Source organism: Sporosarcina sp. GW1-11 (assembly GCF_033088395.1).
Lineage (GTDB): Bacteria > Bacillota > Bacilli > Bacillales_A > Planococcaceae > Sporosarcina.
On the sequence record NZ_JAPMIW010000001.1, the window covers coordinates 335470 to 358110 of the forward strand.

The window sequence follows — 22641 nt, forward strand, 5'->3', positions numbered from 1 at the left end:
ATCGCAGGTGTGCCGACAGAAGCAGATTTCACTTTATCCCCGGTCATTGTGCACACACTGCCCCCCATCGCTTCTGTCGGGCTGACAGAAACGGAAGCCACGGATCAGAATTACTCCATCAAAACGAGTCAATTCCCGCTGGCAAGCAACGGATATGCATCTATTTTAGGGAAGAAAGACGGCTTTGTGAAAGTCATAGCCGAAGAAGGCAGCGACCTAATACTCGGCATCCATATGATCGGTGCAGGCGCCATCGAACTCTCAAGCACGATGGCAATCAGTATGGAAATGGTCGCACGTGCAGAAGATTTCACCTTCCCGAACTATGCACACCCAAGTAGTAATGAAGCGCTATTAGAAGCTGTTGAAGGCTTGACTGGACTAGCAATTCATATGGCACCACAAAGAAGTAATTCCTAAACCCGGTTAACGTAAACCGGGTTTTTTCATGTACTTATTTCATTCAATTCACTAATAAAAACCTTTCCCGTTTTACCGGAAAAGATTTCTAGAACTGCTTTTACAAAGCTGAAAAAATGCTCCAATAATCTGTACATAACAATCAGCACCCCGTGAGCACCGTTGACGTCTCTTCGCCCACACTGGTTCAACTTACTTAGTCAAAATCATTACAGAAGAAACGACATCTCCGACTTTCTTATCCTTTTGAAAAAGACTAGACACTACGTAAGCCATCTTGCGTCCGAGCCTTTCTACACGCGCTTCCACTTCCACAGTCCCTGCAAATACAGGCCGATGAAACGTCGTATGTATATCAACAGAAGCAAATGTCTGATCTTCGGTTATTTTTGAAGCAATCGCATAAGCCATCATAATATCTGCCGCGGATGTTAAAAAACCACCCATCGACACTCCGTTTCCGTTAATAAACTTTTCATCCACTGTCCAGACACCTCGAGCCAATCCATCCTCTGCTGACAGTACTTCAATCTGCAATGTCAAATCACAATTCGGCGGTGTCGCTTCCCCCTTTACTACCTCCATCAAATCCACTGTTTTCGACTGTTCCATAAACGCATTCACTCCTTTGCTTTATTCTATCACACTGTCATCCTATCACTAAAAATCCCATTACTCATGTCCATACAAACGATAATACTGCTCTAAATTCTCGATCAGGCGCTCCGTCCGCATTGATGTATACTTTTCATACGAAGGATCTTCCTTTTCTTTAACGAGCGACCATAACGACCAAAGAAAGTCTAACTTCAACTTTTGTAGATCAAGCGACTTTTTCGAAGAAGCCAGCAAACCGTAATAACCGAGTAACAGTTGCTCTTGCTCCTCATTTAACTCACGCTCCAAAATAAACGCCGCCAAATCCCACTCCGGCAAATAATTCGCACTATACTCCCAGTCGATCAACAGTAACTGCTTTGCATCATTCTGAATAAAATTAGACGTCACCGAATCCATATGACACGACACATAGTCCTGCCGCTCCCCTTGCATCAACTTCCTCATCCGCTCCTCCAACAACACATAGATCGAAGGTATTTCAGTTAACGCACTTTTATACTTCTCAACCTCTTCCCAATACATAAAACGATTCGTAAATTCCCTTTTTGATGAATGAAGCGTTGACAACACATCTGCTACCTTCTCCAAATACTCCGGCGTCACAATTAGATCTCGCGTTAAATGAGCCGTCGCGTCGTAATACGGTGTCATTTTAATCCCATCATCCGTAAACACCACATTGCCGACCGTCACCCCAATTTCAGCCGCAATTTGCTGGTTTTCTTTTTCATGCTGGCGATTAATAATATCTTCAAACTCATGCGCTGGGAAACGTAAGACGTATTTTCTCCCTTTATGTGCAACGAGGAAGTTTAGGTTGGTGAGACCGCCTAGTCTTTTGATGTATGTTAGTTCTTCGATTAGAAACACTTTTTTGCCCCCTCGTTTTGTACTATTTCACATTTTCAAAACGATTAACAATAAATACATTATGATAGCAAAATGAAATCTAAAATCCATTTTATCCTTGAGATAAAAAAATTGATAGTAGTTGAACAAAAAATGGTCCCAATTGAATAGAATGGTATCATACATCAATGTTCTTTAATTTCATTTTTTAAAATTTGACTCATTTCGAAGGTTACTGCAAATGATATTGAATTATCAGGAATCCTTCGATTGAATTGAGTTCACCTATGCATCACATAACTCGAGAACTATTCTGAGCAGCGTCTATATTGTGTCTTGTACATATTCGTTTTCTGAAAAAGGACAACAATGGACACAGCAATCTTGCTGTAATCAATTGTTGTCCTTCTGTTGATTAGAGGTGAATATCGAACACATTAGTTTTTCACATAGGTCCACTTCACAAATAGCCGATTTAAATTATCATTAATCTTTAATGCATATCTTCAAAACACTTTATTTGTATGGTGTTTTTTTAAAATTGCAGTCATATAAAACAGTATCAATACCTCGTATGAACGGAGATATTCCCCTTGTTTTTAAAGCCACATAATATATATGCAATTCATCTTTTGCCCGCGAACAAGCAACGTACAGTAACTTTTTTTCCTCATTCTCAATTAAATCATAATCTTTATCATAATGTAAATCGCCAATTTGCCGACCGTTATACTTTTCATTCAATTCTTCAACCTTTAATTTTAAGGGATAATGTTCTTTGTCAAAATGCATGATGAACACATAATCAAATTCCAGCCCTTTTATCTCATAAGGCGTTGTAAAGAAAATCGGCTTTTTGACACTATTGTAATTATACTTTCTTCCGTACTTTTTTATATCCACTACATCAAATTCACGATTTAGTCGAAAACGTATATTTTCTTCCTGTCGTAGTTCGTTTTCAGTATATCTATGAATAACAGCGATTGTTTTGTGTGGTTTTTTTTGATGAATGTTTTTTATTTCAGCAATCATTTTTGTTGCCAAGCGTTCCATTGAAGAAAAATGAATAATTTGTGGTTTGATTCCTTCACGGAAAAAATCCTGATCATCATCTCGGACATTTTCGGTATCCAGAAACTTCAACGATCCTGCAAAATCCATAATCTGCTTGGTCGACCTGAAATTTTTCGTCAGTCTGTGATTCGTCCGGGGATTCAATTTTAGTTGCAGCTCTTTATATGGAAGAGGGCTTCTCTTATAAATCCGCTGCTTGTCATCGCCCACTAATGTGATCGTGCTTTTCGCTAATAATACAAGACTTTTAATCTGCATCGGCTGCAAGTCCTGAAACTCATCCACCAAAATATGATCATATCGAAACGCTACGTTAGGACGAATAGCCATCTCATTCAACAAGTATAAAGCGTAATCTTCCATATCCAGCCGAATTTCGCTATAATTATTCTTCATAAATTCATTATATTTTTGAAATAAATGAAAAATGGTAGACCGCTGCTTCATCCGGACACTCGGATTAATCCCCCTTCCTGTCCTCTCATTCTCTAAATACTTTTCTTCAGTTATTAAGCCGTTTGCTTTCATCCAAAAGAATTCTTCTTGCAGAAACCTGGCTGTATGTGTTTTAAATAATTTTTCGAGCGTATGATATTCCTTCGAGTTTCTGAAATGATGTAGTACAATTTCAATTTTACCGATGATATCATCTTCATGTTTTTCAATAGATGCCTGGGTTACGTATAACCGCTTCATTTCAGAGAATCCACAAGATTTTGTTAAAATGTCTTGAACTAAATTATGGTATGTCACAATCTCCACTGAATGCTTTTTTGATAGCTCTTTATATTTCTCTGACTGATTTAACCTTTTGATTGTATCGTCTATCAACACTTGATTAAATGTCACGTAAAGAATTCTTTTCCCGCTGTCTGCCTGCTCCATAATTTTTATCAGGCGGTATGCCAGCATAAGGCTCTTCCCACTGCCAGCAGATCCTCTGATAATTAGCTGCTTTTCACTGGACTGTACAACATGTGCCTGCTCATTTGTCGGCTCAATGCCCGGGATCAGCCCTTCTAAATCAAAATAATTCTTCCACTTCTTAGAGAAAACACTGCCGAAGTTCTCCAGCCTCTCTCTTCGGTCATTACGTAATGCTTTCAATGGAATACATCCCTTCGTTACAGCTGGCAAGATGAGGACACATTTTACAATGATTGCCTGGTTCTGCTTTCACATCATACATGCCAGTATTGGATTGGAATTGCTTGATCAGTTCATTTTCATTTGAATTGTTGTTACTTCTAAATTGATTTCTAGCTTTCGTGCGGCGGTTTTCTCTGTATACACTTCTCAATATTTGAATGCTTTTCATTTCTTTAGGGTAAGAAATATTTTCAAAATGTTTATAATTCCTTAATGTCACCTTATATTCCATGTCGATTAAATTTTCTTTTTTGGTGTACGTCCAATGCGGAAACAGCGGATAAATCAATTCTCTAAACTCTTCACGCTCATGCATCAATTGTGAGAATAACTTGCCAATCTTGCTGAATACAAATTGCTGATGGAAATCCGAGTGATAAACGGGATGTCTCTCCACGATGCACGTCAAATAAAATTTCTTCGAACAAAAATCATGATCCAGCCAAAACAGGTCCGGTATCTTCCCTTTTAAGTTCCTTGAAATGGAACTCTTCTCCTCATCGTTAGCCGTCATAAAAGACTCTGCTGGTACTACTGACTCTTCATCATGTTGATACACCGATATTATACCGCCCTGATAAAGATCAGCTAAAATATCAAGATAGACGTTCTTAATACCGTCTGTATGCAAGTCTTTAATCCAGCTGAATATAATTTTCCCTGTAAAACCGTTCAGCAGACTATAAATACGGTATACACCAAGCGTCTCAAATTGTTTTTTCACTTCATAATCAATCCACAGCGAATGAAACAGTGTCGACTGCATATGAGCATCTTCAGGAAAATTGATTTTCACTATCTCTTTTAACTCCGTATAAGTAAAAAAAATAGATAAATCGGTATGGTGACTGACAGGGAAATTAGTAAACGTAAGATTGGTCAGATGCAGTGGCTTAAGCACTTGATCATTGAGAATATAATCCAGGAGCAAGCCTTCAGAGGGTATATTGTTCTGACTGCCGTGTTGTTGATTTGCCGATAAAAAGATTATGTCGAACAGTTCCTGCATTCCGAAATTCCACTCTGCGGGAAATCTGTGCGAAAAGACCTTGCGCCAAGCTGATTTGTTTTCATTGTCCCCGGCCTTCTTTAGTACTTCAAGCCAGCGTTCCATATATTCATTTACATTCACACTTTCATTCTCCATCAGCAATACGTAATGACAAATCCTCTTTAGCTCATGCGCCAAATCCACCAGCTGAGTGATGGTTATATCATGCCTGTCCGGATGAATATACGAAAAAGTTCGGAATGGATTCAGCATATACCGTTTCATATGATTCGAATGAACATCTTTCATATTCTCTCGATCCAGTGATTTGCTGACTAATTCTAAATCCTGAAGTAGTTGCAACCTGTCAATTATGGATTGAAAATTCTCTGTCCCCTGCATGTATTCCTGCAGTTCAATTAACAGCGACAGCGCCTTCTCCCCCGTTGCGGATGATGTCTGTACCCATCCGCTCGTCAGCAGCTCTGTAAATATATGATATGTTAGCTCTATGTCGTCGTCTTGCCTCTTGCATTGATGCAGGAAATAAATGAATTTACCAAATTCGTCATCATACAATCCTTTTTTATCGAAAAAAACCAACCGTTCGACTTCATCGGACTCAATCGCAAGGAATTGATCAGAATGCATATTAAAGTATTTTTGAAAATCATCAGGAGTATAAAACTCCGTAATTTCAACGTTTGCAGCATCATAGTATACGCCAGGAATATTTTCATTGAAAGCAACAAACTTACTTCCTCTGTCCCCGTTCAAGGGCATCGTTTCTTCTTTCTGACTTCTCCTGATTTTCTGTCTCCCCACTACCGAATATACTTTGTCCCAAAATGAAAACGTTCGGGGATAGCGCTGATCATAGGGAATAGTAAATTCTATTTTGATTCCTTTTTCACTGAGCCAATGAAAAAATTTTAGGCGGAAATAATTCAAGTATTCTATTTCATACACATAGATAGTCTCCAATTGAGTGTGTCCGCATAGAAGACTTGAAATTTCTTCTTTCGTCAATTGATTTAGACGCCGCCGATACTCCGTAAATACTTCTTTCGATAACAAAAAATTGACGAGCTGAATAATCTCCACCTTGTCTGATTGATCGCTTCCCGGCGTAATGGATGTAAGTTCAAATTCCGCAAAGACACGACATGTTTGAATAAACTCAGGTAATCTATCGAGCAGCTTCTCATTCAAACCGGTCCGCTGTATCTCTTTTCTCAATACTGATTTCAAATAAATATCTGTCAAAGGAGTTTCCAGTGAAGGAAATAACTTACCTCTTACATTATCCAGACTTACCGCCCTCAAGTTATATTGATTGTTTACGGTTCTGGCAAGCGCGTTTGTCGCAAAAATATGCAGTTCATTAATTCGTGCATCAGTGCCTTTCAGCTTTTTAGTTAAGTTCTGATATGCTGTTACATTAAAAGCTTGTTTGGAAATTTGCTCTTCGTCTGTGATCAGCCGCAATCAAGTCACCCCACTTTCTAATTTCATGATTATTGGTAAACTCCGGTGCATCATAGTACACTCTCTTTTTAGCTCTGGTCATCGCAACATAAAGAAGGCGGGCTTCTTCCCCAATATTCTCCTGACTGTCATCTCTTTTTAATTCGTCGTACAGATTATTAGTAAAGGTTTTACCTTTTTCATCATATGCCTGATATCCAATTTTCCCTTGATCATAAAGAATTTCCAACGCAATAAAGTGATTGATCTGTTTGGAAGTGTTCGGTAACACTACATAGTCAAACTCGAGACCTTTTGATTTGTGTACAGTCATGATTTTCAATCGTTTATCTTCCAACTCGTCAATCCTTTGATACGTTTCTGTTTTATCTGTCTGCATCTTAATCCGCAAGATGCTTTCCAGTTGATTCAATGTAGATATACCATCCTTCATTTCTTTCTTCATAAGATAGATCAGATGATTGAGATTCAACATATATTCTCGCCGGGCGAACTCCGCCAGCTGTACTAACTCTTCTGACTGTCGTTCAGTCAACAGTCGCTCCTGCAGAAAGCGCTTCATATATATTTGTGCTGGATTGATCTCTTGAATGATTTCATTCAGTACTTTAAAAATATTTTGATGTCTGAATTTCTCTTCATATGCCACGAATTTTTTGTCGACATCTGCCAACAGACTGTCCTTCCTCTTGTTTGAAAGGAAGTGTTCGATCGTATCATCCGTTGTCAATAATCGATCGCCATACGAAGAAAAATGCAATGTATACCGGTTCTTCCAGTTGGAAGGATGGACAAATCGCATGATAAGCTGGTAAAATTCCCTAACTACAAGCGACCGGTAAAAATCGCCGTCTTTTTCAGAGGAATAGAAAATCTTATTCTGCTCACACAATAAAGACAACTCGTTCACTTCTCGATTTGTTCTCACTAGCACTGCCGTGTCTGTACCTTCACAGCTTTTTAAAAATTCTAGATACCTATGAATGCTTTTCACGTCAATATTCACAAATGGTTCGTCCGTCACCAATTCTTCCTGCTGCCGCCCTGGATATAACCGATCTTTTTTCTCATAACGGAAGTTGCGCACCTTATCGGGCCATGTAGAAAATAGTTGATTGAACTTATCCAACAGCGCTCCGTCAGACCGATAGTTCATCTGCAGACTGAACTTGTGATCCATTACTAGCTCCTTTTCCATTTGCTTAATAGCAGTATAATCGGCTCCTCTGAATCTATAGATGCTCTGTTTCACGTCTCCTACTATAAAAATATGGAGAGGATAGGATTTGCCTAAAAAAGAAAGGAATTTTGTTTGCTGTTCATCCGTATCCTGGAATTCATCTATGAATATGTACTGGTACGGGATGACTAATCGGTCCCTGCGTTTCATCAGGGAGTTCAGATTCACAATTAAATCGGTAACATCCAAAACCTCTTTACTTTCTTTGAACTCTGAAAATTTTACCGCTGATTTGGTTACAATGTATTTAAACATTTCATGGGAAGAATCATCGGATCCGCCGAAGTCCAACTTTTCTATTTGGCTAGTTGGAATAGAATAATGATTCAATCGATTCATGATTGCTTCTGTTATCTGGATCAGTTTGTATTGCTCAATATACTTAAAACGATCGAATATTTTAGGTTGTTCCTGATGGTATTCGTCCAGTACCTGTTCAATAATCTTACGTCTTCTGTATACAAATTGTGATATCGGTAATTTTGCTGAACCATATCCGCTCTCTTCATTCTTCTGCAGCAACGTATGCGCGAATGAATGAATCGTGCCAATCTCCATCTTTTTTAATTCCAATAACCATTGCAAATATTGATGATTTTTAGTGAAATGAAAGTATGATTTCAACTTCTCTACAAGTTTACTCCGCATATGTAAAGCTGCTTTATTCGTAAATGTAATCAGAACTACCTGGGAAAGGTCTAATTCTGGAATCATATATTTTAGAAAGAGAATCCGGTTAATCATCACTGTCGTTTTACCTGTCCCTGCACCTGCAGACACACTGATATTCGTATTAATTTGGGCATGCTCAATTAGAAATTGGTCATGATTAAATAAAGGGGTATGAACCGTCAGAGTCTCAAAAATATCCGGAGTAATAATTCCATTAAAAAATGTGAAATTATTTTGCAGACTTTCAGTAAACATCGTTTCATACACAAATAACATTTGAGCATGCAGAGCTTCATTCAATAATTCATCGTCCTCAATTTTGTCAGTTAGATCATAGCTGAAAAAATAGCACTTCGTCCCGTTTTTAATCAGACTACGTAATTCCTCTATCGTTTCTTCTGTAATATCACTGCGAAATATAATGCACGAATAATATTGTTTCATACCTTCCCCTCCCTTTTCTTCATACCTTTGCAACAAACTATTACATTTTTAATCAGTTTGATTTACATACATTGCTTCATATATACAACCAGAATCTTCTGAAAAACATTATTGGTTAAATGGTATCATAAAATATTACAAAATGTTACATATAATTATGAGTTATCTCTTTTCATCAACAGTTATTTTGAGCTAGTATTAAAAATTAAATTATTTTTCAATTTCTGCAAAACCTAAAACTTGAATTTTTTTTAAAATCAAGTTTTTTACACGAGTTTTTAATAAATAAATTCATGGAAAGAGTTCAGTTCTAGACTTATTAGTGAGAATTTACAGATTCATAGACATAGATAATCCCCCAGCTGAATGACGGCTGGGGGATTTGTTAGTGAGGTCACCTGTGCATCACACAACTCAAGGACTATTCAGAATAGTTTACTAGTTATGTGTTGCTTAGGTGCATGTTCTTACAGAATACACTCATAGATGTATTCGACTCCCTGACTTGATTGATGTACTTGTGCACCAAACTTTCACAATTGTTTAAACAATCACGATCATCGTAATAATCATGTTAGTTTCTCACACAGGTACTCCTTACTATTATTGTTAGTACACCCATGCATAGATATAGACCCATCCTACTTCAACAATTCCAATATCCCCTGCGTCATCTGATTCTCCTGAACTGTCATGGTCTGTGAGGATTGCAAAAGAATCTGATGGGCTGTCAGCTCAGTGATCTCCTTCGACATATCAGCATCCCGTATTCGCGACTCAGCAGCGGCCAGAATATTCTCGCGGTAATTCGCTACGTTATTGCCGACGTGTTCCAGAGCGTTTTGGTAGCTGCCGTATTTGGAGCGTTCACTGGAAATCTTCTGTATTGCCTGATCCAACAAAGAAATGGCTTGATCTGCCTGTTCTCTCGTGACTACGGAAATGCCTGCTATACCGAGTGCTGTCGTGCGTGCATCGGTCAACACAATTTTCATATTTTGGCCTACGTTAGCACCTACCTGCAGAAAAAGCATCGTACCGCCAGTAGCGGATGAATCTTCAGAGGTCGTGTCGCTTAATTCTACTCTCCAAATATCTCCTGACGTACTAGAATCTTTCGCATTATCCGAATGAAATACGATATATTTCCCATCCGGTGACCAGGAAGGATATATATTATGCTGATGGTCCGCGGCAGTATCCATTTTGCTCGTGATATCTGTCTTGCCAGAGCCGTCAAAATTCATGACAAACAGTTCGTTATCCTGGCTTTCGCTGGATATTACGGAAAAGGCAATCATTCTACTATCAGGAGAAATTCTGGGTTCAGAACTTTCAACGCTCAACAAAACTTGAGATTTCGTATCCAAATCAAAAGAATAAATCCCACCGATCGCCTGATATACCAGAATTTTTCCGTCAGGCGTCAATCAAGGAGAATTGGCATGCGGGTCATTCACTCTTTCTTTCCTTATTCCATCAGATATATAATCCCTTGTCTGTCTGGAAGTACACCGTCTTTCCATCAATAGACCACGCAGGGCGGGAGCCAAACCCGCCGTTCATTGAGAGAGTACCGTCTGTCGTCAATTGCTGACTGTCAGAACCGTCTGCCTTTGATACATATAAGTTTTTTCTTGCACATAGGCTATCATATGCCCATCCTCAGAAAGTGCTGGCTGACTGGCATTAGCCACGATTTGCTGCTGGCCCGATCCGTCCGGTTTCATCGTAAAGATATTATTATCACGGGTAAAGGCTATCGTGTTTCCTTTCCAGCTCGGCTGTGTGTCGTAGTCTGTCGTTGAAGTTAGTTGCTTTTCCGATCCATTAATTACCGTAACACCCTTTGCGCCGCCTACAGTATTTGTCCTATTCAGCAATGGGATCGTATTGGATTCCGTTCCGTTTGCAATCTGGTCGATNNNGAAGCAGCTCGCGATCCTTGTCAGTCAGTGTATCGTTTGCTTCCTGTACAGCCAGCTCCCGCAGACGAATCAACATCGGATCATTGTTATTGCCGAGCGCCGCATCAGCAGTCAACGTCAGCGAGATTCCGTCTTCAATATTTTGTTTCGCCTTCTCCAGACCTCTAATTTGGCCGCGCATTTTTTCTGAAATCGCAAGACCCGCCGAATCATCCACCGCCTGATTAATTCTCATACCTGAGCCGAGTCTCTCTGTAGAACTAGAAATGTTAATAACATTTTGCTGCTGTTTGCGATAATTATTGAGCGCCGGTATATTATGATTAATCCGCATAATAGTCACTTCTCTCACTAGTCTTGTTTTATTTTTCTACTGATACTCATATGTATACACGTTAACTTACTAAGTATTATAAGCGACTGCGCATCCTGCCCATTCTGATGTGCCCGCCTAGATCCACGCTGCAGTGCCCGCAACTTCTCGCTAATTGCCAGGCCCGAAGCATCCACCGCCGCGGACGTAATCCACTTTCCGCTCGACAGCTTCGCCATTGACTTTTCCAGACGGTCATTCGCCTGATTCATATTACGCTGCAAACCAAGCGATCCGTTTTTGATGATCATAGTATGTATTCCTCCACGCGTCCCATATATTTCAGTATTGCTGAGTGTGCATTTGGATGTATAGGATTGATATACGTATTATATCGGTTGTAAATGGAGGAATTTTACTATTATCAGGGTTTTCTTAGGAGGGTTTTCTTAGGAGGCTATCAAAGTAGCGGGTAATGAAGATAGGAAAAATACAAATATGCAACGTTTATAGTGCAACTAGTTATCGAAACTACAAGATCTAGTTCACACATGATTATAGTTAGCAAGTCAGGTATAATTAGAACAAATATTTGTAAGGCGGTGTATTGTAATGGATCAACAATTTAGTTTCTATGCACGTATTTGCGGAAAATTACTCGGAGACGGCTGCCTGACGAAACAAGTAAATAGAAAACCAAGATTTCAATTCATGCACCGAACAGAAGATGTAGGCTGGGCGCAGTACTGTCATGAACGCTTACAAGATTTCCTGCCGTTATCACCGCCAACTTATTCTAAAGTCACGGATCCGCGCCTAAGTAAACAGTACTCGGAAAGATATATAGTGCAATCGAGAACGCATCCAATAATCACCAGTCTTTATACGACGTGGTATCCGGAAGGTAAAAAGTCACTCCATTTGAATTCCTGGAATTTTATTTAAATGAGGAAGCATTATCTTGGTGGTACCAAGACGACGGTCATGTGAAAATAGTCAATGGGACGATGAATAAAATTATACTTTCTACCGACAGTTTTACTACATCAGAAAATGAGCAACTAATCCAACTGCTGTTTAAAAAGTTCAAACTGCGCTTTTCTGTAGATGGACAGAATCGGTTGATACTATATGATCAGTTCCAAATCATATACTTTCTTAAACTTGTTTCTCCATGGCTGAGCCCTGCGATGGAGCGCAAGGCAGCTGTTATGTTGCCATTAAAACCTATTGCCAAAAGAACGACTGTATACCTGCCATCCACAATCAACCTGAGAAAGCCAACTGCTGAAATCAATGAAAAACTTGTTAAGCTTTATTCGCTTTTTTGTTTAGAGAAGAAATCAGTTTGTCTTCATACGATTTTCAAAGAATTTGAGCAGCTCGCTTCAATTAAACACACGATGGCAGCGGGATACCAGATTGTTATTCAGGAGCCTTATCGGGATTTATTAGCTAAGGTTCGTCAGCAGACTGAGTTGTCTATTAGCTTATTAGTAAACTATTGTTTTGTCGGCTTAGTAAACGAAGTTCAAATAAACTAATTCGATAAAAAGAATAACTTAATTTTACATTTATCCATTATTATTAAAGACCCATTCACACCAAGAAAAGTCCTCCTCGTTATCAATATCATAGGACCTATCTCTCGGCATTATATAAGCACTTGTCTCTTTGGTTAAAAATGTTTTATTCTTCTGTAACCAATTTATATCCGCAACATAAACTGCACCATTTAAAGAGAATACTCTCGGTAAATCTTGTCTCCTTACTGAAAATTGATCTTGTTTAATCAATGGATGCATTAATCCACCTTCATCTACCGAATACATCCAGTAAGGTGACGATTCCGCTTCTGTTACACTAACGCAAGCTGGCGATTGTGTTTCCATTAACATGTTTATACAAGCATCAATATCATCTGTAATTCTTAAAGGAGATGTAGGTTGTAGAAGAACAACATAATCATAGTCTGGAATATTTTCAAGAGCGTGTAAGACAGGATCGATTCCAGGCGTTTTATCCAAAGCTAACTCCTTTGGACGTATAAAAGGAACTTCGCATTCATAGTTTTTAGCAATATCAATAATTTCTTGATCTTCAGAAGTTAAAATTAACCGATCTATATACTTTGACTCTTTTGCTGCTTCAATCGTCCAAGCAATTAATGGCTTTCCCGCAAGATGTCTAATATTTTTTCTATGAACACCCTTCGATCCCCCACGTGCTGGAATAATAGCTAAGACCTTTTTATCATTAATCATATATACCCTCCTTATAATCCCAATTCGCCTTCTCATAATCTGCAATCCGGCCAATATCAAGCCAATATTCTCTCAATGGAAACGCAGAAACAATTTTCTGCTTATCCATAAGTTCTTTATATAACTCAGGCATATCATAAAATTTATCGACTGGAATAGTATCTAATATTATTGGGTCTAATACATAGATTCCAGCATTGACATAACTTTTATGTATAGGTTTTTCAACAATCGACAACAGTTGGTGGTTATTCGTTTCGATAACACCATAAGGTATCTGGTATTGATGTTCCCTTACACACATCGTCGCACAAGAAGCTGTTTCTATATGAAAATCAAGCAATTGTTCAAAATTCACCTTAGTTAATAGGTCTCCATTCATTACAAAGAAAGGTTCGTTTGGCTTGTTTTCAAGTAAAGATAATGCTCCAGCGGTTCCCAATCTTTTTGTTTCTTCGATATACTCAATATTCACACCTAAGTGGGTGCCATCTTGAAAATAATCCATAATCAGTTCTTTTTTATAATTCACAGATATCACAAAGTTTGTGAATCCATGGTTTTTAAAGCCTTCTATAATCGTTTCTAAAATAGGTTTATTTCCCACATTTAACATTGGTTTAGGTAGTGTATCTGTCAGTGGGCGCAGTCTAGTTCCTAGCCCTCCCGCCATCAATACTACTTTATTTTGTTTTTTATCTACAAATTCAAGATTATCTGAAAATAAGATGTTAAGTAACTTTTTATCACCCGAAACGATAGGTAGCTGTTTAAGCTTGGCCTTCTTTAAACGTTGCTCATAATAATTAGTACTTTTTCCGTCTGATTCACAAATTGGAGTCGCATTCATTACTTCCTTTATAGAACTATCAAGGGATAAACCTCTTAAAATCCCGCGGCGAATATCTCCATCTGTGACAGTCCCAAGTAAGTACATTTCATCATCCACGACTGCCGCAAATTGCATACTTGTTTCATCTATTAACTTCATCACTTGAATAATCGTTGTTTCTGGTTGAATTAATACATTTTTCCAATTATTCATCGACTACACTTCCTTCGCTGGTACTCCATATGCTTTTTTATTGCTACCTATAGTAGTCACGACGACTGAACCTGCCCCAATTAACGTTCCGTCACCTATCGAAATCCCTTGTATTACAGCTGATCCTGTTCCAATATGACAGCCTTGACCGACAGTAACGCTACCTGATAACGTAGTGCCTGGAGCGATATGTGTATGACTTTTCACTTTGCAATCATGATCAATGATCACGCCCGTATTAATTATGACGTTATCAAAAACATTCACATTCGTTTGCATAATAACTCCAGCCATTATTTGTACACCTTCTCCTAATTTTACTGATGGAGACAAGTTTGCACTTGGATGAATAACGCTGGTAAACGTATAGCCTTTTTTCTTATAACTTTCAAATAATTCTTTACGGAAGGTTGATACACCAACTGTTCCAAGACCAATCACTAACTCTACTTCATTAGGACAATAACTCTCAATCACATCATCAGTTCCAAGATACACCAAATGAAATAATTCTTTTCTTTCTTTTGGTGCAGTATATCCTAATATTTTTTTATTTAAAGTAATCAATGTCTCTATTAATACAGAAGCATGGCCACCATCACCTACTATTATTATCGGCTTATTCATCAATTAATTCATCCGGATTGTAACTTTTAGACGCTCGTCTACCAACAATTGACCAAAGCTTACTAGGTTCCATTCCATTACCTGGTCTTTTAATAGTTAAATGAGCTTCTGTTATAATTTCATCAATACTAATTCTTTTTTTAGCAACTATACTTTTCCTAGCAACCATTCGATTTTCACACTCAATGTTAGTTGGCACTTTTATGCCATCTCCTAATGATTGCTCTATAGCACGAATACCACTTACCATTTCTTTTAACTCTTTCGGTTCTAATGAAGCCTTATGATCTGGACCAGGTAATGCTCGGTTCAATGTAAAGTGTTTTTCTATAACTGTTGCTCCGAGCGCAGCCGCAGCTAATGGAACTGCAATACCAACTGAATGATCTGAAAAACCAGTAGGTAATTGTAATTCTTTACTCATTTTATTGATCGCTTGTAAGTTAATTGTCTCATATGGTGCTGGATATTCCGTTGTACAGTGTAAAACCGTTACAAACTTTTTTAAGATATCTTTTGCTTCATCCGTACGATAGAATTTCACGGCTTCATCCAAATCAACAGCTTCTTGCGGAAATGCAAGTCCATAGGCTAAAAAAGATAGTGCTTCATGGATCTCGTCAAGCGTTGCCATGCCAGTAGAAATAATAATCGATTTTCTTTTTGTTGCAATATAATGAATAAAAGGACTGTTCGTAAGCTCTCCAGACGGAATTTTAACTTTTGATAAACATATATCATCAAGTAAAAAATCGACACTTTCAAAATCAAAAGGCGTCGATAAAAACTCAATCTTTTTAGTTTTACAGTAGTCATTCAGCTTAATAAATTGCTCATACGATAATTCCAAGCTTTTCAACATATCAAACTGTGAAGTAGCCTCTCCAATATTATCAACTTGATACGCAGCTTGTTTGGCTGATTTAGTAACAAGGTTTTCAGTTTTAAACGTCTGAAACTTCACCGCGTCTGCCCCGGCTTCTTTTGCCACATCGACAAGTTGTTTGGCTAGCTCAAGCGAACCATTGTGATTCACTCCGGCTTCTGCAATGATGTATGTGTGATTTCTCATATATCATAAAACTCCTTTCTAATTGAAAACGAGGGTAATCCTTTTATGATATCCACTATTTTAGATGCCACCTGACCATCTCCAAATATTTTTTGGTGAGTTCCTTTAAAGTTCAAAGCCTTTTCAATCTGGTATTGTATTGAATCTTTTTCAAGTTTTGCATGAAAGATGGATGTTGGACTTTCTCTTCCTGCTTGTCTATCGCCACAATTTACAGTAGGTGTCGATAAGTAGGGCACTTCGATTAAACCACTAGAAGAGTTTCCAACAACTACTTCAGCATGTTTAACAGCACTTAAATAATTTATTTGACCTAATGATTCAAATAAATATGCATTGGCATTTTCTAAAGTGAAACTTTCTATCAAATTATTGATTAACCTTCCGCCATTATCTGCATTTGATTTTGTAAAGATCAAATTAAATTCCGAATAATTCTCTAGCGCTGCAAGCACTGAATAAATACCGTCAGTCTGTCCATTGGTTTCAGGATGGTAAGTGATTAAGATAAATGGCTTATCATTATTTATCGCTAATTTTGAATAGAGTTCCTTTTTAGGTAGTAAAGATATCTTCAATATATTTTCAATTCCTGGCGCTCCTACATTCCAAACTCTTTCCGGTGATTCTCCTAGCTGAATAACACGAGTACGATGTGATTCTGTACTCGTGAAATGCCATGTAGCCATTTTGGTAATAGAATGACGAATGGCATCATCATATGCACCGTACGTCAATTCCCCACCATGAATATGTGCGATAGGAATACGGGAAATTAATGCTGTTTGTGCAGATGCAAACATTTCAAATCGATCTCCGAGTATTATTAGCAAATCTGGCTCTAATCGCTCAAATGCGTCAACAAGACCAATTATTCCTAATCCCATTGATTTAATAACTCCCGAAGCTGTATCTGACGACAAGAGCATCTCTACTTTCTCATCAATCTTAAACCCATCTTCCTCAATCTGTTTATAAGTAAGACCAAACTCCGGTGAAAGATGCATGCCTGTAACTACTACTTGTAATTCTAACTCATCATCTTGTTGTATAGTTTTCATAAGCCAGTAAAGCAAGCCGTATTCAGCGCGAGTACCAGTCACGATACAAATTTTACGTTTTGTCATAAAATGCATGTCCTTTCAATGGATTCGATGGAATGTTAATGATTGTTTCCTTTAACTTTTCAGTAACAGTTAGCTCATCTTTAGGACAAATCTTATATTCTGACAACTCATTCAAAGGTGTCCAAATAGGACGCGCCATCGCTCCCGCATCATTTAACAAAGCCAATACATCATCTCGTCTATGTACTTCAGAATCTAAAATAACCGTCTGTAACCAATAGTTGCTAGTTGCAAAAGTCGGCTCCATAAATAATCGAGTGCCATCTATCTGTTCAACTAACTTTTCATAACGTATAGCAAGTGCTCTTTTAGACGCTAAAAAACCTTCAATTTTCGTTAACTGTGCACAACCAAGTGCCGCATTTAAATTCGGCATCCGATAGTTATAACCAATCTCATCATGAACATATTCCCACTGATGCGGAACTTTCGCAGTTGTCGTAATATGTTTCGCATAATCTGCGAGCCTTTCATCATTCGTCAAAATGGCCCCACCGCCACCTGTAGTCATGATTTTATTGCCATTAAAACTTAAAGCAGCCGCTACACCAAAGCCACCAGTATGCTTGCCTTTATAATAAGAACCTAATGATTCAGCTGCATCTTCTACCAGTGCTAAATTGTACCGCAGACAAAGTTCTACTAGAGGATCCAGATCAACCGGATGCCCAAATGTATGCATTGGTACTACTGCACGGATTATTCTGTCTGTCTTCTTATTAACTAGATTTCCGTTTTTCATAACACCGATTTCTTTAATATACTCTTCTAATTTCATTGGATCCAATCCAAGCGTTTCTTCACTCACATCTACAAAATGCGGAATCGCTTGTAAGTACGATGCCGCATTCGCTGTTGCAATAAAGGTTAAGGCTGGCATAAAGACCTCGTCATTCGGCTTCACACCAGCGATTTTCATTGCAATTTGAAGTGCAGCGGTTCCATTGACAACAGCAACAGCACGTTTGACACCTGTAAATTCTGCTAATTCCCTCTCAAAACGATCAACATATTTTCCAACAGATGATACCCAACCTGACTTCACGCAATCAGTTACATATTCGATTTCCGTGTCATTAAATGTCGGTTCATGCAATGGCACAAAGTATTTTCCGTACATTTTCTTAATTTCATTTGCAAAGCTTACCCACTGCTCGTTCATATGTTATACACATCCGTTTTATAGGAAGCTAAATTAACTGGATTCGTAAACCATTCTATCGTTTCTTCTAGTCCTTTTCTAAAGCCTTCTTTGCCACCATACTCTGGCTTCCAACCAAGCAATTTCTTAGCTTTTTGGTTATCCGCCCATAGACGCTCTACTTCACTTTTATCTGGTCTCAGACGTTGTTCATCTGTTTCAATTGTTACATTCACATTCATAATATCTGCGATCTTCATAGTTCGATCCAATATTAATAACTTCTCCAATGGATTTCTCATTATTCATAACAGAGATAAATCCATTCACGGTATCGTTGACGTAGTTGAAATCACGCGTTGGACTGATTGCTCCTAGTTTAATAGTCGTTTTTCCTGAAGCAATTTGCCCAATAATTGTTGGGATCACCGCACGGGCAGATTGGCGAGGACCGTATGTATTGAATGGTCTGATAATCGATACTGGTGTGTCGAAAGATTTATAAAACGATAATGCCATTTGGTCTGCCGCTATTTTTGTTGCGGAATACGGTGACTGTCCTTGGAGTGGATGATTTTCGTCGATTGGTACGTATTGCGCTGTTCCGTACACTTCGCTCGTTGACGTATGAACTACTTTCTCCACACCTAATTCACGTGCAGCTTGGACGATATTCAATGTACCTTTAATATTCGTATCTACATACGTGTCGGGTGAATGGTAAGAATAAGGAATCGCAATGAGTGCTGCAAGGTTTAAGACATGCGTACAGCCTTTCATTGCTTCTTTTACACCGTACGGATCCCTAATATCTCCTGCAAATACGTCTAAATTATCCTTTACTTCTTTTGCTGCTGAATCTAGCCAGCCCCATGAGTTAAAAGAATTATAATAGACGAAAGCTCGAACGTCGTGACCTTGACGAATGAGTTGTTCTGTTAGGTGGGAGCCTATGAAACCATCCGCACCAGTAATTAATATTTTTTTATTACTTTTTTCGAAATTAACTAATCCCTTTCTCACATACAACACATCTTTTCATTTTATTATATATATATCATAAGTCCTAAGTATCCAATTACCCTAAATACCTAAGAAAAAGCACACTTTTGTCGATAGAATGAGTATAATGTTTCTAATAACTAAAAGAAAGGAAGAAAACTATGAACTTTCTAAAGACTTTGAAGTTGTTTTTAATCGCTATACTTATTATCGGCATTATCACACCAAATTCAACAAAAGCAGCGATAATTAAGGCGACCGACTTGGTAAGTATCAACAAAACTATTAGTAAAAATAGTTTAGTGCCTAATGAAGTTATTGACGTTACCCTTACTATTAAAGGCACACCCCAAGACGTATCTTCTGTAAAACCTAATGATGTGATTTTGATCATTGATAAATCAGGTAGTATGAGCGCGGATAATCGTATGAACGCTGCAAAAGTTGCCGCTAAAGAATTTATCGATTTGATGGATTTAACGAAACATAAAGTTGGAATTGTTGACTTTGATACAAATGCATACTCTTTTCCTTTGACGGATGACAAGAATGCAGCTAAAAATTATGTAGACACCATTCAACTCGGAGGAACTACCAATACAGGTGATGCGGTAAGATTGGCAACTTCCATGTTAAAAAACAAACGGCCAGAAGCCCAGCCTACTATTGTTATAATGTCAGATGGAGCAGCAAATAGTACGCCTGACGCTTTAGCAGCTTCTAGAACAGCCAAAGATGCCGGGATTACTTTTTATTCGATTGCTTTATTAGGTCCTAATGACAGCACTGATAGCGCTCCTAACATACTGCTAAAAGGAATGTCTACATCATCTGAGACTCATTATTTTGTATTAGGTTCAATTGGCCTCTCAGATGTATATAAAAAAATCGTTGAACAAATAGGCCTTGCTAGTGCATATAATGTAACGATTACAGACACTATTTCATCCGAATTCGAATTAGTAAAAGGTTCTTACAAGGATCATATTCCTCAGCCTACTGTTTCAGGGAATACAATTCAATGGTTCATTTCAGAATTAAAAACAAAAGAACTAAGCTTCACTTACCAAGTACGCTCGAAATCTGATGCGGCTATAGGTAAATACCCTGTTGCACAAACTTACACTACATTTGAAGCTGGCAACGGATTGAAATACACTTTAGATTCACAAAATCCGATGGTTGAAATTAAAAACCACGGACCCATTATTACCAATATTTCCGAAGAAAAAGGGCCTGTAACCGGTGGAGAGAATGTTACAATCACCGGTAGTAACTTCTTACCAAATACTAAGGTTTATTTCGGCAATAGTCTAGCACCAATAATTTCTGAATCCGCTACTGAAATTGTGGTAACTACACCGCCTTCAGCGAGAGGAACTATTACAGTCAAAGTTGAAAACACAGACCGACAATTTGCATTAGGTGAGTATTATTATTATGCCGAACCAACAATTAAATACCTTTCACCTGCCGAAGGCCCCTTTGAAGGTGGTAATAGAGTATTAATCTTTGGATCTAACTTTATGAAAGACTCTGAGGTATATATAGACAATACGTTGGCTGAATCCACGTTTGGAACAGGTCAAAGATTATCAGTAATAGTACCCCAAGCTAAAGTTTCAGGCGCTGTTAATGTAAAGATTGTGAACCCTGACTCTACTGAGATTGAAGTTCACGATTCTTATACTTACTTACCACCCTTACCTCCTGTTGAAGTTGAAGTCAACAGTGTATCTGTAAATTCTAGTCAATTAACTGGTGGTATTATAACTTATGTTTCTGGGAAAAATTTTGAACATGGTGCAAAAGTATTCTTTGGTGAACATGAAGCTCCTAGCGTAAGCTGGATGAATTCTAGTAAAATCAAAGTTACAGTTCCTTCTGCTGAATCAGCTGGTTTCACGGATATAAAAGTGGTCAATCCCGATAACAAAGAAGGAATACTTTCAGATGGATTTGAATACTTGGCTCCTCCAGAAAAGCCGAAAGTTGAACTTCATAAATTAGGTTCAGATTCTGGTGTAATAGAAGGGGGCGAATTACTCTATTTATTTGGAAAAAATATAGATAGAAACGCTAAAGTATTTTTTGGTTCTAATGAAGTACCAATTTATAATTTCGTTAATATAAGCAAAATTCGTGTTAGAGTTCCTGCGGCAACAATACCTGGTTTGGTTTCTGTGAAAATTGAAAACCCTGATGGTAGTTTTGCAGAATTACAAGATTCATATGAATACATGCCGCCACCGACGCCACCTAAACCTGAAATAGATCGTTTATCATTAACTGATTTACTTGTTGGTGAAACGAGTACACTTTACTTATTCGGAAAAAATATTTCACCATTAGCTAAAGTATTTTTTGGAGACATTGAAGCTAACAGTGTAATTGTAACTGCAAGCAAGGTACGAATTATTGTACCTACGGCTACTCTACCTGAGAAGATAGATGTTAAAGTATTAAATCCAGATGGACAGGAAGCAATTTTAGTAGATGGATTTGAATACAAAGAACTGATTAAAGATCCTGCACCAAGAGCACTGACTTTTTCACAGCAATCAGGATCCATGGCGGGTGGAGAAACAATGACCATTACCGGAGAAAATTTCAAAAGTAACACTAAAGTGTTTTTTGGAACTAGAGCTGCTACAGTAATTAGTGCATCTGATACTGTACTTGAAATTAAAACTGCTCCTTCTACAACAATTGGGTCAGCAACAATAAAAATTGTAAATCCAGATGGACAAGAACATGTCGAAGTAGATGCTTATAATTATGAGGACTTAAAAGCTACAATTACTAGAATGTCACTAAGCAGTGGTCCTATAAATGGTTCTACTACAGTGTATATTTATGGAACAAACTTCAACAAAAACCTTACGGTAACTGTGGGTGATATTGAAGTTCCCTACGATTTTCTTGGTGCAACCAGAATTCGTATTAAAACCCCAAAGGCAAACATGGCCGAAACCGTGAAAATCTCTGTAGAAAGATCTGGCTTTAAAGATTCAAGAGATTATACCTATAATTAACATATAGTAAGCCCGTAATATAAAAAAGCGCACCTTTTCGGCACGCTCCATAAACAGCCCGACTGCTTCATTTTATTGAAGTAGCGGGCTGTGTTTTTTTAAATTTAGGTGGCTAACTTGATTGTACAATTGGCCA

Annotated in this window: 16 protein-coding genes and 3 pseudogenes; 3 read left to right on the forward strand and 16 right to left on the reverse strand. The window is 38.0% G+C overall.

Annotated features, from left to right (window positions below; all coding sequences use genetic code 11):
- Positions 1 to 420 (forward strand): annotated as a pseudogene (locus tag ORD22_RS01660) (dihydrolipoamide dehydrogenase); the annotation flags it as partial.
- Between the two features lie 192 nt (positions 421 to 612).
- Here the strand turns inward: ORD22_RS01660 and ORD22_RS01665 are convergent.
- The 9 genes from ORD22_RS01665 to ORD22_RS01705 form a co-directional block, all read right to left on the reverse strand.
- Positions 613 to 1032 carry a PaaI family thioesterase gene (locus ORD22_RS01665; protein WP_317644102.1) on the reverse strand — a complete coding sequence of 140 codons (420 nt, stop codon included), beginning with the start codon at positions 1030 to 1032 and terminating at the stop codon, positions 613 to 615.
- Positions 1033 to 1092: 60 nt separating this feature from the next.
- Positions 1093 to 1911 carry a phosphotransferase gene (locus ORD22_RS01670; RefSeq protein ID WP_317644103.1) on the reverse strand — a complete coding sequence of 273 codons (819 nt, stop codon included), beginning with the start codon at positions 1909 to 1911 and terminating at the stop codon, positions 1093 to 1095.
- Positions 1912 to 2406: 495 nt separating this feature from the next.
- Entirely contained in the window at positions 2407 to 4074 is a 1668-nt protein-coding gene (locus tag ORD22_RS01675) for a UvrD-helicase domain-containing protein (protein WP_317644104.1), read from the reverse strand.
- Positions 4058 to 6595, reverse strand: a complete 2538-nt coding sequence (locus ORD22_RS01680; RefSeq protein ID WP_317644105.1) for a hypothetical protein — start codon at positions 6593 to 6595, stop codon at positions 4058 to 4060. Before ORD22_RS01680 ends, ORD22_RS01675 begins: the two co-directional genes overlap by 17 nt.
- Positions 6549 to 8951 (reverse strand): UvrD-helicase domain-containing protein, encoded by a 2403-nt coding sequence (locus ORD22_RS01685; protein ID WP_317644106.1) that lies wholly within the window; start codon positions 8949 to 8951, stop codon positions 6549 to 6551. Before ORD22_RS01685 ends, ORD22_RS01680 begins: the two co-directional genes overlap by 47 nt.
- Positions 8952 to 9592: 641 nt before the next feature.
- On the reverse strand, positions 9593 to 10381 hold the full coding sequence (locus tag ORD22_RS01690; protein ID WP_317644107.1) for a flagellin: 789 nt from the start codon (positions 10379 to 10381) through the stop codon (positions 9593 to 9595).
- 156 nt (positions 10382 to 10537) lie between these two features.
- Positions 10538 to 10834 (reverse strand): TolB family protein, encoded by a 297-nt coding sequence (locus ORD22_RS01695; protein WP_317644108.1) that lies wholly within the window; start codon positions 10832 to 10834, stop codon positions 10538 to 10540.
- Positions 10824 to 11213, reverse strand: a complete 390-nt coding sequence (locus tag ORD22_RS01700; RefSeq protein ID WP_317644109.1) for a flagellin — start codon at positions 11211 to 11213, stop codon at positions 10824 to 10826. The genes ORD22_RS01695 and ORD22_RS01700 overlap by 11 nt, the downstream gene beginning before the upstream one ends.
- 17 nt (positions 11214 to 11230) lie before the next feature.
- Positions 11231 to 11503 (reverse strand): flagellin N-terminal helical domain-containing protein, encoded by a 273-nt coding sequence (locus ORD22_RS01705; RefSeq protein ID WP_317644110.1) that lies wholly within the window; start codon positions 11501 to 11503, stop codon positions 11231 to 11233.
- Between the two features lie 301 nt (positions 11504 to 11804).
- Here ORD22_RS01705 and ORD22_RS15185 point away from each other — a divergent pair.
- A pseudogene (locus ORD22_RS15185) lies at positions 11805 to 12736 on the forward strand (endonuclease).
- Between the two features lie 30 nt (positions 12737 to 12766).
- Here ORD22_RS15185 and ORD22_RS01715 read toward each other — a convergent pair.
- The 7 genes and pseudogenes from ORD22_RS01715 to ORD22_RS01745 form a co-directional block, all read right to left on the reverse strand.
- Positions 12767 to 13456, reverse strand: a complete 690-nt coding sequence (locus ORD22_RS01715; protein WP_317644111.1) for an acylneuraminate cytidylyltransferase family protein — start codon at positions 13454 to 13456, stop codon at positions 12767 to 12769.
- On the reverse strand, positions 13449 to 14501 hold the full coding sequence (locus ORD22_RS01720) for a nucleotidyltransferase family protein (protein WP_317644112.1): 1053 nt from the start codon (positions 14499 to 14501) through the stop codon (positions 13449 to 13451). Before ORD22_RS01720 ends, ORD22_RS01715 begins: the two co-directional genes overlap by 8 nt.
- A 3-nt stretch (positions 14502 to 14504) precedes the next feature.
- Positions 14505 to 15128 carry an acetyltransferase gene (locus ORD22_RS01725; RefSeq protein WP_317644113.1) on the reverse strand — a complete coding sequence of 208 codons (624 nt, stop codon included), beginning with the start codon at positions 15126 to 15128 and terminating at the stop codon, positions 14505 to 14507.
- Positions 15121 to 16200, reverse strand: coding sequence for an N-acetylneuraminate synthase (neuB, locus tag ORD22_RS01730; protein WP_317644114.1), 1080 nt, complete (start codon positions 16198 to 16200; stop codon positions 15121 to 15123). The genes ORD22_RS01725 and neuB overlap by 8 nt, the downstream gene beginning before the upstream one ends.
- On the reverse strand, positions 16197 to 17327 hold the full coding sequence (gene neuC / locus ORD22_RS01735) for a UDP-N-acetylglucosamine 2-epimerase (protein WP_317644115.1): 1131 nt from the start codon (positions 17325 to 17327) through the stop codon (positions 16197 to 16199). Before neuC ends, neuB begins: the two co-directional genes overlap by 4 nt.
- Entirely contained in the window at positions 17314 to 18489 is a 1176-nt protein-coding gene (locus ORD22_RS01740; protein WP_317644116.1) for a LegC family aminotransferase, read from the reverse strand. The genes neuC and ORD22_RS01740 overlap by 14 nt, the downstream gene beginning before the upstream one ends.
- Positions 18486 to 19500: pseudogene (locus ORD22_RS01745) on the reverse strand (NAD-dependent 4,6-dehydratase LegB). Before ORD22_RS01745 ends, ORD22_RS01740 begins: the two are co-directional and overlap by 4 nt.
- Before the next feature lie 131 nt (positions 19501 to 19631).
- On the opposite strand from ORD22_RS01745, the gene ORD22_RS01750 reads away from it, so the two are divergent.
- On the forward strand, positions 19632 to 22505 hold the full coding sequence (locus ORD22_RS01750) for an IPT/TIG domain-containing protein (RefSeq protein WP_317644117.1): 2874 nt from the start codon (positions 19632 to 19634) through the stop codon (positions 22503 to 22505).
- Positions 22506 to 22641: the final 136 nt, after the last annotated feature.

Excerpts from the sequence above, each read along its gene's own strand:
- ORD22_RS01725 (WP_317644113.1), bottom strand. The coding sequence starts at position 15,128 with ATGAATAAGCCGATAATAATAGTAGGTGATGGTGGCCATGCTTCTGTA.
- neuC (WP_317644115.1), bottom strand. The coding sequence starts at position 17,327 with ATGACAAAACGTAAAATTTGTATCGTGACTGGTACTCGCGCTGAATAC.
- neuB (WP_317644114.1), bottom strand. The coding sequence starts at position 16,200 with ATGAGAAATCACACATACATCATTGCAGAAGCCGGAGTGAATCACAAT.
- ORD22_RS01715 (WP_317644111.1), bottom strand. The coding sequence starts at position 13,456 with ATGATTAATGATAAAAAGGTCTTAGCTATTATTCCAGCACGTGGGGGA.
- ORD22_RS01665 (WP_317644102.1), bottom strand. The coding sequence starts at position 1,032 with ATGGAACAGTCGAAAACAGTGGATTTGATGGAGGTAGTAAAGGGGGAA.
- ORD22_RS01750 (WP_317644117.1), top strand. The coding sequence starts at position 19,632 with ATGAACTTTCTAAAGACTTTGAAGTTGTTTTTAATCGCTATACTTATT.
- ORD22_RS01705 (WP_317644110.1), bottom strand. The coding sequence starts at position 11,503 with ATGATCATCAAAAACGGATCGCTTGGTTTGCAGCGTAATATGAATCAG.
- ORD22_RS01740 (WP_317644116.1), bottom strand. The coding sequence starts at position 18,489 with ATGAACGAGCAGTGGGTAAGCTTTGCAAATGAAATTAAGAAAATGTAC.
- ORD22_RS01685 (WP_317644106.1), bottom strand. The coding sequence starts at position 8,951 with ATGAAACAATATTATTCGTGCATTATATTTCGCAGTGATATTACAGAA.
- ORD22_RS01720 (WP_317644112.1), bottom strand. The coding sequence starts at position 14,501 with ATGAATAATTGGAAAAATGTATTAATTCAACCAGAAACAACGATTATT.